Raw genomic sequence first — 15,441 nt, 5'->3', positions numbered from 1 at the left:
GGTCAGATCTGGCCGCGCACGCCTTCCACCAGATAGTCCATCCTCTCCAGCACCACATCCGTTTGTGTCAGCACCGTCCCCTCGGCCACCATCACCTCGCCGGTGTTGTTCCTGATCGGGCCGGTAAAGATGGATAACTCGCTCTTGAGCATACTGGCCTTGACGGCATCCGCCGCCGCCTTGGCCGCGTCACTCACCGCCGACCCGTAGGGCGAGGTCTTGACGAACCCTTCCTTCAAACCGCCACGCATGAAGTTGTTCATTGGCGCTCCGGACTGCAGAGCCATCACGTGGGCGCGGTAGGGCGTCTCCCAGTTCCATTCGGCACCGGTGAGATACCCTTTCGGCGCCAGCGCAGCCTGGCTGGCGTGGTAGCCGCAGGTCATCACGCCGCGCTTTTCCGCGGTTTCCACCAACACTTTGGGACCATCGACGTGACAGGTGAGCACATCACAGCCCTGATCGATGAGGCTGTTGGCGGCTTCCGCTTCCTTCACCGGTAGCGACCAGTCGCCGGTGAAAATCACCGTGGTGGTGATCTCCGGATCCACCGAACGCGCGCCAAGCGTGAAGGCATTCAGGTTACGCAATACCTGTGGGATCGGCTTGGCGGCCACGAACCCCAGCTTCTTGCTCTTGCTCATGTGTCCGGCGACGACACCGTTGAGGTACTGGCCCTCGTCGATGTAGCCGAAGAAGCTGCCGGCGTTGTCCGGGTGAACCCCTTTTTGCCAAAGCCCGCCGCAATGGGCGAAACGCACCTCCGGATACTTGCGTGCCACCTTGATCACATGCGGGTCGAAGTAACCGAACGAGGTGGGAAAAATAAGTTGGGCGCCGTCCTGGCGGATCATCGCCTCCATGGACCGTTGCACCGCCACCGTTTCCGGAACGTTTTCCTCCTCGATCACGGTGACGTTGGGTAACCCCTTGATGATCGCCGCCGCCTCGGCGTGGGCCTGGTTGTAGCCGAAGTCGTCCTTGGCGCCGACATAAATGAAACCCACGGTCACCGGTTTGTCGGCGGCGCGGGCCAGATTGACCGGCAGTGCCGTGCTGGCACCGAGCACACCGGCGGCCTTGATAAAAGAACGACGATTCAGGATTGGCATCGGAGAGACCTCGTAAATTGGATCATTAAGAAATCAGCGTGCGAGTAATCACCGCCAAGGGGCCGCCACCATCGGGCCCCTGATGTTCCGCACCCCCGGAAACAAACAAGGCGGTATGCCCGGTACGTCCCGCCAACACCCCACCAACCAGGGCCCGGGCATGGCGGGTAGCGTTGATATCACTGTCATCCCACATGATGTGGCGGTGACCGCGAATCAGACCGTTGCGCGACGGTTCGGCCTTGGCCAGCAGCGCCACCAGTTCACCAGCGCCATCGCCGGGCACCCGGGCCAGCGCGCGAGTCACGGCATCGGCGTCCAGGGCATCGGCCATCACGTCATGGCCGATACGGAATTCCGCGTCCCATCCCGGTGCGTTACCGAGTACCAGGATTTCATTGCGCATCAGTTCAATCCCGGCGGAAGTACTGGCGCGGCCGGAGTACAGGCCGAACTCGTGACAGACGGCGGCGTCCCGCAATTGCGCCGGCTCGATCTCTCCCAATGCAAGCGCCACGCCAAGCGCCGAAGCGCCGCGCGAATACGCCATCGACTCATAGGTGTCGGTAGTGGCGACGGCGGCACCACGCCGGGCCGCTTCGTCACAGCGGGCGGAGGTCAACAACGGGCATTTGATCTGCACGAAATGCACGTCCTCATCGCGCTCGATGCCGGCGCGGGCCATGGCCTCGCGTACCGCTTGCGCGGTGGCATCGATCTGCGCCCGCCGGCCGATCTGCTCCGGCAAAAAAGCGGGCGTGAACGCGACGCCAGCCGCCAGCCCCGGCGACGTAGAGCGCGCGGGGTCATCCATCACCTCGAACACCAGGATATGCGGTGACAATCCCCCTTCGGTGCCACCGGACATGACCAATGCAATACGTTCCGCCACCGCCTCGTCGCTCAGACCCAGAACCTCGGAGAAAAGCCGGGTCAGCGCCAGGGTGGACAGCGCGCGGGTGAAGTCGTTGACGCAACCGTTGCCTTCGGTTTTGCCGAGAACCGCGATCACCTTTTCCGCGTTGATCCCGCCTTCGCCCAGCGCCCGTCGCAGAGGGGAAACATCGTCCGGGGCAGCGGTGGCGAAGCGGTGAACACGGGTTTTCATGACAGGCAATCTCCGGTGGGCCTGGAAACGGGAGCACGATAAGATTTATCCGGCGATTCAAACCAGCGCTATTTATTCACCATTGCGATGCCGTTACGGCATCACTCAGTCGGAGAGTCCGTTCATGTATAACCTGCGTCTGCTCCGTTACGTTGACGCCGTTGCCCGCAGCGGCTCCATTCGCAAAGCCGCGGAACAGCTCAACGTGGTGTCTTCGGCGGTCAATCGCCGCATCCTGGATATCGAAGACGAAATCGGCACGGCGTTATTCGAACGGCGTCCGCGCGGTGTGCGGCTCACCGCCGCCGGCGAGTTGTTCATCGCCTACGCCCGCAAACAGATCGCCGATTCGGAACGCATGCTCTCGGAGATCGAGGACTTGCAAAGTGTCCGGCGCGGGGAAGTCCGCATTGCCGCCATTGAGGGCATGGCCGCCGAGTTCCTGCCCAGGACCATAGAGGCCTTTCAGCAGCGCCACCCCAAGATCCGTTTTCGCGTTTACATCTGCGGGCGTGGCGACATCCATACCCGGCTGAAAGAGTTCGAGGCGGACATCGGCCTGGTCTTCAATCCGCCGGCCGACGCCGAAATCCGGCCGCTTCTCGAAGTGGAGCAACGGCTCTGCGCGTTCGTGGCACCGGATCATCCGCTGGCGGCACGAGAGTCGGTTCGTCTGTCCGACTGTATCGCCTACCCTCTGGCGGTGCCGGACACCTCACTGGGCGGGCGTGCTCTGCTGGATGAATTTCTGGCCCGCCGCTCGCTACGGCTGGAACCGGCGCTGGAATCCAACTCCTTCGAGATGATGCGTAACTTCGCCATCAAAAGCGGCGGCGTGTGCTTTCAAATACAAAGCGGCATGCCACCGGCTCATCTGCCCGGCGGCATGCATGCTCTGCCACTGTCCGATCGGGGCCTGCGGCGCGGCCGCCTGACCTTGTGCATGGAGCATTCCCGCTCGCTGCCAGTAGCCACCGCGCGCTTCGCCGAATATTTGAAGCAACGTCTGCGGGAGGAAACCTCCTGATACCTGCCCCTTTCTGGGGCCGGCGCCCCAGAACAGCGCACGGACAGCCCGGATAATCCCCGCCCCGGCACCGGCGAATAGGCGATATTTCCCTATATATAGCGCACGGCTCCGGGTTGGCACCGCCTTTGCACTGACTCGCATACCTACTGGTATACAACGAGGTATGCGAACGTGCTTGGCTGGACTCTGGAACAATGGCGTGACGCCTATCAGACGGGAGACTACACGCCGGTCTCGGCAATGAAAGCGCTGTACACGACTCTGCGTGACAGCGAGCGGAGTCTGTGGATTCACCTGCTGGACGAGTCCGATCTGGTGGCCCGGGCCGAGCAGCTGAGTGATCCTTCCCTGCCTCTTTACGGCGTTCCGTTCGCGGTGAAAGACAACATCGATGTGGCCGGTCTGCCGACCACCGCCGCCTGCCCCGCTTTCACTTATACCGCTGAACACACCGCCCCGGTGGTACAGGCATTGCTGGATGCCGGCGCCATTCTGGTCGGTAAAACCAATCTGGATCAGTTGGCCACCGGGCTGGTCGGCGTGCGCTCGCCCTACGGCGCGGTGCCCAATCCGTTCAATCCGGACTACATCACCGGCGGCTCCAGCTCCGGCTCCGCCGCCGTGGTTTCCCAGGGATTAGTGCCGTTCGCGCTGGGTACCGACACCGCTGGTTCCGGTCGTGTGCCCGCCGGTTTCACCAACACCGTCGGCCTGAAACCCACCAAGGGCAGCATGAGCACTCGCGGCGTGGTACCGGCTTGCCGGACTCTGGATTGCGTGAGTGTATTCGCCCTGTCAGTGGCGGATGCGGAAACCGTTTACGACCTGTATCGCGGCTACGATGCCGAGGACGGCTACAGCCGCCCGGACCCGGCGGCACGCCCCAAGGCCCTGCCGGCGAGACCGCGACTGGGTATTCCCGATCAGTTGCCCTGGTTTGACGACACTCAGGCGGAGCAGGCCTGGAAACAGCAGCTCAGCGCCATGGCCGACATCGCCGAATTAGTGCCACTGGACCTGCAGGCGCTGCACGACACCGCCGCCCTGCTCTATCAGGGCCCCTGGGTAGCCGAGCGTTACTCCGTGGCGGAACCCTTGATGCAGAATCAGGACGCGCTGCTGCCGGTGATCCGCGATGTCATCGGCGTGGCCGAGGGCATGAGCGCGGTCGATGCTTTCCGAGCGCAATACAAACTGGCGGATCTGAAACGCCAGGCCGACGCGCTGCTGTCCCAGGTGGATGCGCTGCTGGTGCCGACCTCACCGGGCATCTATCGCATCGACGCGGTCAACGCCGATCCGATCCGTCTCAACAGCCAACTCGGCGTTTGGACCAACTTCGTCAATCTGCTCGACCAATGCGCCCTGGCCCTGCCCGGCGGCTTCCGCGAGGACGGGTTGCCCTGTGGTATCACGCTGATCGGCCCGGCCTGGCACGACGCCGCCCTGGCCGAATTCGGGCGGCGCTGGCAACAGCATCAGCCCTGGCAGGCAGGAGCCGTGGGCAGCGATCTGCCGCGAGTCACCCCCGCGCAAGCCAGCGAAGACGACGCCGATCACATCACCGTCGCGGTGGTGGGCGCCCACCTCAGCGGCATGCCTCTGAATGGCCAACTTACCGAACGCGGCGGCGTCTTGCTGGAAGCCACCGAAACCGCGCCCTGTTACCGCCTTTATGCCCTGGCCAATACCACGCCGCCGAAACCCGGCCTGATCAAGAGCGATGACGGCGCCGCCATCCAGATCGAACTGTGGCAACTGCCGGTCAGCGAGTTTGGCAGCTTTGTCGGGCTGATCCCGCCACCGCTGGGGATCGGCTCACTGGAAACCGCCGATGGCCGCCTGGTGAAAGGATTCATCTGCGAAGGCTGGGCCATCGACGACGCCACCGACATCACCGCATTGGGGGGCTGGCGGGCCTACATCGCCCAACGGCAAAACACGGCAAACTGAAACGGGACCGGAATGATGTTGAAAGAAAACGGGTTGAAGGGAACCGGATTGAAAAAAGTGCTCATCGCCAATCGGGGGGAAATCGCGGTCCGCATCTGCCGCACCCTGAAACAAATGGGCATCGCCTCCGTGGCGGTATACTCCGACGCCGACCGCAACAGTCAGCACGTCAGCGCCGCCGATGAAGCGGTGGCCCTGGGCGGCCAGACCGCCGCCGAAAGCTATTTGCGTACCGACGCCATTCTGAAGGCAGCGCGGGAAACCGGCGCCGACGGCATCATTCCCGGTTACGGCTTTCTTTCCGAGAACGCCGACTTCGCCGAAGCCTGTGACGCCGAGGGCATCGCCTTCATCGGGCCGACGCCAACGCAGTTGCGCCAATTCGGGCTCAAGCACGAAGCCCGCGCCCTGGCCGAAGCCGCCGGCGTGCCACTGGCACCGGGCACCGGGCTGTTGCAGGATCTGGATGAAGCCCGGCAAGCCGCCTTGGAAATCGGCTATCCGGTGATGCTGAAAAGCACCGCCGGCGGCGGCGGCATCGGCCTGACCCGCTGTAATAGCGAAGAGGAGCTGGTGGCGGCGTTTGAATCCGTGCGCCGGCTTGGCGAAAGTTTCTTCTCCGACAGCGGCGTGTTCCTGGAGCGGTTCGTGGCCCGGGCCCGCCATATCGAAGTACAGATTTTCGGGGACGGCAACGGTACCGTTCTGGCGTTGGGGGAGCGGGAGTGTTCGCTGCAACGCCGCAACCAGAAAGTGGTCGAGGAAACCCCGGCTCCAAATCTACCCGAAGCCACCCGCGAACAGTTGCGTGAAAGCGCGCGCTGCCTTGGCGAATCGGTCAACTACCGCTCCGCCGGCACCGTCGAGTACGTGTACGACGACGAGCGCGACGAGTTTTATTTCCTTGAGGTCAACACCCGCTTGCAGGTAGAGCACGGCGTCACCGAGGAAATCTTCGGCGTCGATCTGGTGGCGTGGATGGTGATGCTGGCCGGTGGGGAACGCCCACCGCTGGACCAGACCTACCAGGTCAATGGCCACGCCATGGAGGTTCGTATTTATGCGGAAGACCCGCTGAAGGCGTTCCAGCCCAGCCCCGGCGAACTCACCGAAGTGGTGTTTCCGGCGGCGGCGCGGCTGGACGGCTGGGTCGACACCGGTACCGTGGTCAGCCCGCACTACGATCCTCTGCTGGCAAAACTGATCGTCCATGCCGACGATCGCGAGGCCGCTCTACGGAAAATGCAGACCGCCCTGGCGGAAACCCGCCTCAGCGGCATTGCCACCAACCTGGATTACCTGCGGCAGATTCTGATCGACCCGAACGTGGCGGCAGGCCGCGTCTCCACTCGTTATCTGGAGACCTTCGAATATCGTCCCCGAGTATTCGAGGTACAGGAACCGGGGACCTATACCACGGTGCAGGACTATCCTGGCCGTGCCGGCTACTGGGATATCGGCGTGCCGCCCTCCGGCCCGATGGATGATTACGCGTTCCGTCTGGCCAACCGCATCGTCGGCAACCACGACAGCGCCGCCGGCCTGGAAGCCACACTGATCGGCCCGACTCTGTACTTCCATAGCGAAACGATTGTCGCCCTCACCGGCGCCACCTGTGACGCCACCCTGGACGGGGAAGCCGTCGCGCTGTGGCAACCGATACGGGTCCGTGCCGGCCAGACCCTGGTCACCGGCAAGGTGGCCAGCGGCTGCCGCACCTACATCGCCATACGTAATGGTATCGACGTGCCCGATTACCTGGGCAGCAAATCCACTTTCGTGCTGGGACAGTTCGGCGGACACGGCGGCCGTACTTTGCGCAAGGGTGATGTGCTGTCCCTGTGCCAGCCTCAGTTGCCCGGCTGCCCGACCCCGGCGCCGGTGCATGAACCGTCACCGGCGGAGGGCACACTGATCCCGGACTATCCGCAGCATTGGCAAATCAAGGTACTGTACGGTCCCCACGGCGCGCCGGATTATTTCACCCAGGAGGCCATCGATACCTTCTTCGGCGCTGACTATCAGGTGCACTACAACTCCAACCGCCTGGGTATCCGCCTGACCGGCCCGAAACCCACCTGGGCGCGCACCGACGGCGGCGAGGCCGGGCTGCATCCGTCCAACCTGCACGATAACGAGTACGCCATCGGCTCGATCAACTTCACCGGCGACTTCCCGGTAATCCTGACCAAGGACGGCCCGAGCCTCGGCGGCTTCGTCTGCCCGGTGACCATCGCCAAGGCCGAACTGTGGAAGGTCGGACAGTTGAAGCCCGGCGATTCGATCCGTTTCGTCGCCATCGACTTCGATCAGGCGCTGGCGCTGGAGCAGGCCCAGGATCAAAGCATCGAGAGTCTGACGCCGGTAACGCCGGCCCCGACATCTCCCACCGTGATGCCGGAGGACACCACCTCTCCCACCATGCTGGTGGAACGGGACGCGGACGGCGATGTACCACGCATCACCTACCGCCAGGCCGGCGATAAATACGTTCTGATCGAGTACGGCGAAAACGTGCTCGATCTGGCATTGCGCTTCCGTGTCCACGCCTTGATGGAATCACTGAAATCGACACCGGTGGACGGCATTCTTGAGTTGTCTCCCGGCGTGCGCAGCCTGCAGGTGCACTACGATTCCCGTGTGTTACACCAGCAGAATCTGGTGGCCGCGCTGCTGGAACGGGAAGCCGCCATCGGTTCCGTGGACGATCTGGTGGTACCCACCCGGGTGGTACATCTGCCACTGGCGTTCGAGGACAGCGCCACCCTCGACGCGGTGCAACGCTATCAGGAAACCATCCGCCCGGACGCCCCCTGGCTGCCCAATAACGCGGAGTTCATCCGCCGCATCAACGGCCTGGATTCCATCGAGGCGGTCAAACGTATCGTTTACGACGCCAGCTACATGGTGCTTGGTCTCGGCGACGTTTATCTGGGTGCGCCCTGCGCGGTGCCGGTGGATCCCCGCCATCGCCTGATGACCTCCAAGTACAACCCGGCCCGCACCTACACCGCCGAAGGCACCGTCGGCATCGGCGGCGTCTACATGTGCATCTACGGCATGGACTCCCCCGGCGGTTATCAGTTGGTGGGCCGCACCCTGCCGATCTGGAACAAGCATCTGAAGAACCCGCAATTCAAACCCGGAGAGCCCTGGTTGCTGAAGTTCTTCGATCAGGTGCGTTACTACCCGGTGAGCGAGGCGGAGCTGGGGGAAATGCGCGACGCTTTCCGCGAAGGCCGCCTGCAGGTGGAAATCACCGAGGAACCGTTCAGCCTGGCGGAGTACCGCGCCTTCCTGGAAAGCATCGAACCGGAGATGGAAGCGTTCCGCGAGCGCCAGCAAAGCGCTTACCAGGCCGAAGTGCAGCGCTGGCAGGACGAGGACGCGGCGGTGGAATCCGCGCTACTGGGCAACAAGGTGGAAATCGGCGATCTCGACGGCCATGTGGTCAGCGCCGAGATCAGCGGCAACGTCTGGAAGCTGCTGGTGGAAGAAGGCGCCCAGGTGGAAGCCGGGCAAACCCTGGTGGTGGTGGAAGCGATGAAGATGGAATTCGCCATCACCGCCAGCGCCGCCGGCACCGTCACCGGCCTGCACTGCAAGCCCGGCACCCTGATCAACGCCGGTGATCCGGTGGCGGTCATTGATACGGAGAGCGCCGCATGATCTCGTCCCCGCGTCGTGGCAAGCAGCTGGCCGACAAGGTCTATCAGGACATCAAGGACGACATCTTTGAATTCCGGCTGCTGCCCGGCGACCGCTTCAGCGAAAACGAAATGGCGCAACGTACCGGCGCCTCGCGCACGCCGGTGCGGGAGGCCCTGTTCCGGCTGGAGCGGGAAGGCTATGTGGAAGTTTCCCCGCGTAACGGCTGGCAGGTGAAGCCCTTCGATTTTCATTATTTCGAAGAACTTTACGACGTTCGCACCGTGCTGGAATGCGCGGCGGTGCGCCGGCTCTGCGAGCTGGAGAATCTGGCCGACACGCTGCAACCCCTGATGGCCCTGTGGAGTGTACCGGAGGACCAGCGGCTGCGGGATATCAGCGGCGTGCTCAATCTGGACGAGAATTTCCACAGCGAACTGGTGCGTACCGCCGGCAACGGCGAGATGACTCGCATCCATCAAAACATCACCGAGCGGCTGCGCATCATTCGCCGCCTGGACTTCACCAAGCGCGCGCGCATCGATGCCACCTACGACGAGCATCACGCGATTCTCGAGACGATTCTGCACCGGTGGGTGGAACCGGCGCAGATCATGCTCAAGGCGCACATCGAGGCGAGCCGCAACGAGGTTCGCAAAATCACCCTGCACATGCTTTACGAGGCACGGCGTCAAGGTAGCGGAGATACCGGCGATGCCCTGCCCGCGCCCACCTCCGGCTCCCGAGCCGGAGCGTGATGCGCACAACCTGGCACTTCAATCGGCAATGATACAGAGGGGAAAACCATGATCATGAAAAGACGTTGGCAACGACTGGCCCAGGCCGGGCTCGCCGCCGGTGCGCTGTCACTGTCGGCCCTGGCCAATGCCGCCGACACCATCAAGGTGGGGGTTCTGCATTCACTGTCCGGCACCATGGCGATCAGTGAATCCACGCTCAAGGACACCGTATTGATGCTGGTGGAAGAACAGAACAAGAAAGGCGGGCTGCTCGGCAAGAAGCTGGAGCCGGTGGTGGTCGATCCCGCTTCCAACTGGCCACTGTTCGCGGAAAAAGCCCGTGAGCTGATCAGCAAGGAAAAAGTCGACGTTATCTTCGGCTGCTGGACTTCGGTATCACGCAAGTCCGTGCTGCCAGTGGTGGAGGAACTCAACGGCCTGCTGTTCTATCCGGTTCAGTATGAAGGCGAGGAGTCCTCCAAGAACGTGTTCTACACCGGCGCGGCACCGAACCAGCAGGCCATTCCGGCGGTGGACTATCTGATCGACGATCTGGGCGCCGAACGCTTCGTGCTGGCCGGTACCGATTACGTTTATCCGCGCACCACCAACAAGATCCTCGAAGCCTACCTGAAAAGCAAAGGCGTGGCCGACGAGGACATCATGATCAACTATACCCCGTTCGGTCACTCCGACTGGCAGTCCATCGTTTCCCGCATCAAGGAATTCGGCAGCCAGGGCAAGAAGACCGCGGTGGTGTCCACCATCAATGGTGACGCCAACGTGCCGTTCTACAAGGAACTGGGGAACCAGGGCATCGACGCCGCCGACATTCCGGTGGTGGCGTTCTCCGTCGGCGAGCAGGAACTGTCCGGTGTCGACACCGGCCCGCTGGTCGGCCACCTGGCCGCCTGGAACTATTTCCAAAGCGTCTACACCGACGAGAACAACAGCTTCATCAAGCAATGGCACGACTACATCGGTGACAACAAACGAGTGACCAACGACCCCATGGAAGCCACCTATATCGGCTTCAACATGTGGGCCAAGGCGGTGGAGAAAGCCAAGTCCACCGACACCGACAAAGTCGCCGACGCCATGATCGGCATCAGCACCGCCAACCTTACCGGCGGTACCGCGGTGATGAACAAAAACCACCATCTCTCCAAACCGGTTCTGATCGGTGAGATCCAGGACGACGGCCAGTTCGCCGTGGTCTGGCAGACCGACGGCCTGGTGGCCGGCGATGCCTGGTCCGACTTCCTGCCCGGCTCCAAGGACCTGATCGCTGACTGGACCAAACCGATCAACTGCGGCAACTACAACAGCAAAACCAAAACCTGCGGCGGTCAGGCCGCGCAGTAATCGTTTCCGTTGTCCCCCAAAAAAAGGGATGCACCATGGGAAACGCCGTCGAGGCCGGTCCCCGGCCTCCGACGCTTATGCAATGAGGAGCCACCATGCTCAGGGTTTTCGCGCTCGCACTCGCCCTATTGTGTCTGACGAGTGTGGCTCAGGCCGAATCGCCGGCCACTGAACCGACAACCGATATAGAAGAGGTGCTGCAGCAACTGCGCAGCCGCAGCTTCGACGACAAAGCCGCCGCCATTGATGCGCTGGCTCATTCCGGCCATCCCCGGGCGGATGCGCTGCTCAAAGCGTTGCAAGACCGGCGCCTGTTGCTGGACCGTGCCAACGACCGCATCGTGCTCGGCGAGCGCGCCGACGGCGGCTGGCAACTCCATGACCCGCTCAGTGAAGCGGACCTCGGCACGGTGGAGTCACGGGCCGCCGCGCCAATTACCATCAATAACCGTCTGCGCCGGCAGATCGAGAATCTGCAAGCGGTGGTCGGCCTCAACAACCCGGACGCCACCCTGCGCCGGGCGGCCGCCATCAGCCTGATCGGTACCAAGGATCCCGACCTGCTGGCCGCTCTGCGTGAACGGCGTGCACGGGAAGACAATACCTCGGTGGCGGCGGCCATCGATACCACACTGAACACCGCCGCCCTGTATTCCGAGGACAGCGACCTGAATGCGCGCCTCAACGCCATTGAAGCCCTGTCCGGCAGCCTTGAACCGACGGTGCGCAATGCCCTGCGCAGCCGCCTCGACAGTGACGCGCCCAGTGAGCGCAAAGCGGTGGAAACCGCGTTAAAGCGTATCGACGCCCGTACCGCCCGCTACCAGACCGCCGATACGCTGTTCTTCGGCCTCAGTCTGGGTTCGGTACTGCTGCTGGCCGCCATCGGCCTGGCCATCACCTTCGGTGTCATGGGCGTGATCAACATGGCCCATGGCGAGCTGATCATGCTCGGAGCCTACACCACCTTCGTAGTACAACAGATTTTTCCCCAGGGCCATGAGTGGTCCCTGCTTGTGGCCATACCGGCGGCGTTTCTGATCTCCGGTTTTGTCGGCGTTCTGATCGAACGCTTCGTGATCCGCTATCTCTACGGACGCCCACTGGAAACGCTGCTCGCCACCTTCGGCATCAGCCTGATCCTGCAACAAGCCGTGCGGGTGATCTTCTCGCCGCTGAACCGCTCGGTGGTCACGCCGGAGTGGATGAGCGGCGCCTGGCAGATCAATCCGGTGTTCTCCTTGACCTTTAACCGGCTCTACATCATCGCCTTCGCTCTTACCGTGTTCCTCGGCCTGCTATTGGTGCTGAAGAAAACCCGGCTGGGCCTGCAAGTGCGCGCGGTCAGTCAGAACCGGCAAACCGCCCGCGGCCTCGGTATCCGCAGCGACCGCATCAACGCCCTCACCTTCGGGCTCGGCTCCGGCATCGCCGGTGTCGCTGGCGTGGCGCTGGCACAGCTCACCAACGTCGGCCCCAACCTGGGCCAGGCCTACATCATCGATTCGTTCATGGTGGTGGTGTTCGGCGGCGTCGGCAATCTGTGGGGCACGCTCACCGCGGCCTTCAGCCTGGGTATCGCCAACAAACTGCTGGAGCCGGTTTCCGGCGCGGTGCTGGCGAAAATCTTCGTGCTCGTGTTCATCATCCTGTTCATTCAACGTAAACCGCGCGGTCTGTTCCCGCAGCGCGGCCGGGCCGCGGAGGAATAATGAGACATTCGGATTTGAAAACCGCCCTGACCGACCGTGCCGCCCGCTGGTTCATCGGCATCCTGTTCGGCGCCGTGGCCCTGGTGGTGCTGTTGAATCAGCTGATCCCGGCGGACTCCGGGCTGCATGTGAGCAGCTACACGGTCACGCTGCTCGGCAAGTATCTGTGTTACGCGCTGCTGGCCATGGCCCTGGATCTGGTCTGGGGCTACTGCGGCATACTCAGCCTCGGCCATGGCGCCTTCTTCGCCCTGGGCGGTTACGCCATGGGCATGTACCTGATGCGCCAGATCGGCGATCGCGGCGTCTACGGTAACCCGGTGCTGCCGGATTTCATGGTGTTTCTGAACTGGCAGGAACTGCCCTGGTACTGGCTCGGCTCCCATTCGTTTCTGTTCACCATGGTGCTGATCGCGCTGGTGCCCGGGCTGCTGGCGTTCGTGTTCGGCTGGCTGGCGTTCCGCTCCCGCGTCACCGGAGTGTACCTGTCGATCATCACCCAGGCGCTGACCTACGCGTTGATGCTGGCGTTCTTCCGTAACGAACTGGGTTTTGGCGGCAACAACGGCCTCACCGACTTCAAGGACATTCTCGGCTTTTCGTTGCGCGAGGACAGCACCCGGGTGGCTCTCTTGATCGCCACCGCCATTGCCCTGGCACTGGCCTTCGTACTGTGCCGCTACATTACCGGCTCCCGCATGGGCAGGGTGGTGATGGCGGTTCGCGACGGTGAGTCCCGCGCCCGCTTCCTCGGCTATCGCACCGAGCACTACAAGCTGTGGATTTTCACCCTGAGCGCGGTACTGGCCGGTATCGCCGGCGCCCTGTATGTACCTCAAGTGGGGATCATCAACCCCGGCGAGTTCTCACCGCTCAACTCCATCGAACTGGTGGTGTGGGTGGCGGTGGGCGGCCGCGCCACTCTGTATGGCGCGGTGATCGGCGCCATTCTGGTCAACTACGGCAAGACCGTGTTCACCGGCATCATGCCGGAAGCCTGGCTGTTCGCCCTGGGGGGCCTGTTCGTGGCGGTGACCCTGTTCCTGCCGCGTGGCCTGGTGGGCCTGGCGGATAACGTCCGTCAGCGCCTGCGCAAAAGTGATGGTAACAATAGCAACGGCACCGCCAACGACGACCAGCCGGAGGCGCCCCATGAACCTGCGTGACACCTTTCGCCGTGATCGTGTGTTCGATGTGGTCCGCCCCGGTACCCGCACCATCAAACCGGGCGAGCTGGACACCGGCGGCAAATACCTGCTGTACATGGAGAACATCACGGTCAGCTTCGACGGCTTCAAAGCCCTGAACGACCTGACCCTGTACATCGAACCCGGCGAGCTGCGCTGCATCATCGGTCCCAACGGCGCCGGCAAATCCACCATGATGGACGTGATCACCGGCAAGACCCGGCCGGACCAGGGCACCTGCTTCTTCGGCCAGACCCTCGATCTGACCCGCATGAGCGAAACCGAAATCGCCGGCGCCGGTATCGGCCGTAAATTCCAGAAGCCCACCGTGTTTCCGGAACACACTGCGGCGGAAAATCTGGAGCTGGCCATGGCCGGCCAAAAAACCACCTGGCATACCCTGGTGCATCCGCTCAACGGCGAACAGCGCGACCGCATCGCCGCCACCCTGAACACCGTCGGCCTGCTGGACCGGCACGACCATGTGGCCGGCGCGCTGTCCCACGGGCAGAAGCAATGGCTGGAAATCGCCATGGTGCTGATGCAGCAACCGAAACTACTGCTGGTGGACGAACCCATCGCCGGCATGACCCGACAGGAAGTGGAGCGCACCGCCGAACTGCTTCAACAACTGGCCGGCGAGCATTCCGTGGTGGTGGTGGAACACGATATGGAATTCATCCGCAGCATCGCCAGCACCGTCACCGTACTGCACCAGGGCAGCGTCCTCGCCGAAGGCAAGATGCAGGACGTGCAGAACGACCCGAAAGTGATCGAAGTGTATTTGGGCGAGTAACGCTCCGCCCCATACCAATGAACAGGAACGCTCATGCTGTCATTGAAAGGCATCAATCAATACTACGGCGAATCCCATACGCTCTGGGATCTGGACCTGTCCGTGCAACAAGGCGAGTGCCTGTGCGTGATGGGCCGCAACGGCGTCGGTAAAACCACACTGCTGAAAACCATCATGGGCCTGCTGCCTTCGGCATCCGGCGAGATCCGCTTTCTCGACCAGGACCTGCGCAAGAAAGCCGCCGAGGACCGCGCCCGTGCCGGCATCGGCTACGTCCCCCAAGGCCGGGAGATCTTTCCGTTACTGACCGTGGAAGAGAACCTGGAAACCGGCCTGCAGGCGCGCCCGGATCGCCAGCGCAAAATCCCCGAACGGATCTATGAACTGTTTCCCGTGCTTCACGAAATGCGTCACCGCCGTGGCGGCGACCTGTCCGGTGGCCAGCAACAGCAACTGGCCATCGGCCGCGCCCTGGCCCTGGACCCGAAACTGCTGATTCTGGACGAACCCACGGAAGGCATTCAGCCCAACATCGTCGACATGATCGGCCGCGTGATCAAAACCCTGAACCGGGAAGAAGGCCTCACCGTGCTGCTGGTGGAACAAAAACTCCACTTCGCCCGCGCCACCGCCGACCGCTTCACCATCCTCGACCGTGGCCGTAACGTGGCGGAAGGGGCAGTTGGGGAACTCAATGATGCATTAGTGAAGAAGTATCTGACTGTCTAAGGGAGACTAAAACAATTCCCACAGACCAAACTACGAAGCCGCTGTAATCGGATGGACTCGC

Annotated in this window: 11 protein-coding genes; 9 read left to right on the top strand and 2 right to left on the bottom strand. The window is 62.7% G+C overall.

Annotated features, from left to right (window positions below; all coding sequences use genetic code 11):
* Nucleotides 1–2 precede the first annotated feature (2 nt).
* Together MA04_RS07835 and atzD are read right to left on the bottom strand one after the other, a co-directional pair.
* Nucleotides 3–1,112, bottom strand: coding sequence for a BMP family ABC transporter substrate-binding protein (locus MA04_RS07835; RefSeq protein ID WP_163123338.1), 1,110 nt, complete (start codon nt 1,110–1,112; stop codon nt 3–5).
* Nucleotides 1,113–1,137: 25 nt separating this feature from the next.
* The gene (gene atzD / locus MA04_RS07830; protein ID WP_163123335.1) at nt 1,138–2,220 is read right to left on the bottom strand and encodes a cyanuric acid amidohydrolase; all 1,083 of its coding nucleotides are present in this window, start codon (nt 2,218–2,220) and stop codon (nt 1,138–1,140) included.
* 124 nt (nt 2,221–2,344) lie between these two features.
* Between atzD and MA04_RS07825 the strand changes: the two genes are divergently transcribed.
* The 9 genes from MA04_RS07825 to urtE all read left to right on the top strand — a co-directional run bounded on the left by MA04_RS07825 (nt 2,345) and on the right by urtE (nt 15,380).
* Nucleotides 2,345–3,247, top strand: coding sequence for a LysR family transcriptional regulator (locus MA04_RS07825; RefSeq protein ID WP_041717285.1), 903 nt, complete (start codon nt 2,345–2,347; stop codon nt 3,245–3,247).
* 174 nt (nt 3,248–3,421) lie between these two features.
* A complete protein-coding gene (atzF, locus tag MA04_RS07820; RefSeq protein ID WP_262460028.1) occupies nt 3,422–5,203 on the top strand; it encodes an allophanate hydrolase in 1,782 nt (593 codons plus the stop codon).
* Nucleotides 5,204–5,215: 12 nt separating this feature from the next.
* A complete protein-coding gene (gene uca / locus MA04_RS07815; protein WP_262460027.1) occupies nt 5,216–8,872 on the top strand; it encodes an urea carboxylase in 3,657 nt (1,218 codons plus the stop codon).
* Entirely contained in the window at nt 8,869–9,609 is a 741-nt protein-coding gene (locus MA04_RS07810; protein WP_262460026.1) for a GntR family transcriptional regulator, read from the top strand. The genes uca and MA04_RS07810 overlap by 4 nt, the downstream gene beginning before the upstream one ends.
* 48 nt (nt 9,610–9,657) lie before the next feature.
* Nucleotides 9,658–10,956, top strand: coding sequence for an urea ABC transporter substrate-binding protein (gene urtA, locus MA04_RS07805; RefSeq protein ID WP_394356144.1), 1,299 nt, complete (start codon nt 9,658–9,660; stop codon nt 10,954–10,956).
* A gap of 95 nt (nt 10,957–11,051) precedes the next feature.
* Nucleotides 11,052–12,668, top strand: a complete 1,617-nt coding sequence (urtB, locus tag MA04_RS07800; RefSeq protein ID WP_262460025.1) for an urea ABC transporter permease subunit UrtB — start codon at nt 11,052–11,054, stop codon at nt 12,666–12,668.
* The gene (urtC, locus tag MA04_RS07795; protein ID WP_262460024.1) at nt 12,668–13,834 is read left to right on the top strand and encodes an urea ABC transporter permease subunit UrtC; all 1,167 of its coding nucleotides are present in this window, start codon (nt 12,668–12,670) and stop codon (nt 13,832–13,834) included. Before urtB ends, urtC begins: the two co-directional genes overlap by 1 nt.
* Nucleotides 13,821–14,651, top strand: a complete 831-nt coding sequence (gene urtD / locus MA04_RS07790) for an urea ABC transporter ATP-binding protein UrtD (RefSeq protein ID WP_262460023.1) — start codon at nt 13,821–13,823, stop codon at nt 14,649–14,651. Before urtC ends, urtD begins: the two co-directional genes overlap by 14 nt.
* A 33-nt stretch (nt 14,652–14,684) precedes the next feature.
* Nucleotides 14,685–15,380, top strand: a complete 696-nt coding sequence (gene urtE / locus MA04_RS07785; protein WP_262460022.1) for an urea ABC transporter ATP-binding subunit UrtE — start codon at nt 14,685–14,687, stop codon at nt 15,378–15,380.
* The last annotated feature ends 61 nt before the right edge of the window (nt 15,381–15,441 follow it).

It is taken from the genome of Alloalcanivorax balearicus MACL04, from assembly GCF_025532145.1.
Taxonomy (GTDB): Bacteria; Pseudomonadota; Gammaproteobacteria; order Pseudomonadales; family Alcanivoracaceae; genus Alloalcanivorax; species Alloalcanivorax balearicus.
The sequence above is the reverse complement of the archived record's forward strand: the minus strand, read 5'-3'. Positions and strand labels throughout refer to the sequence as shown.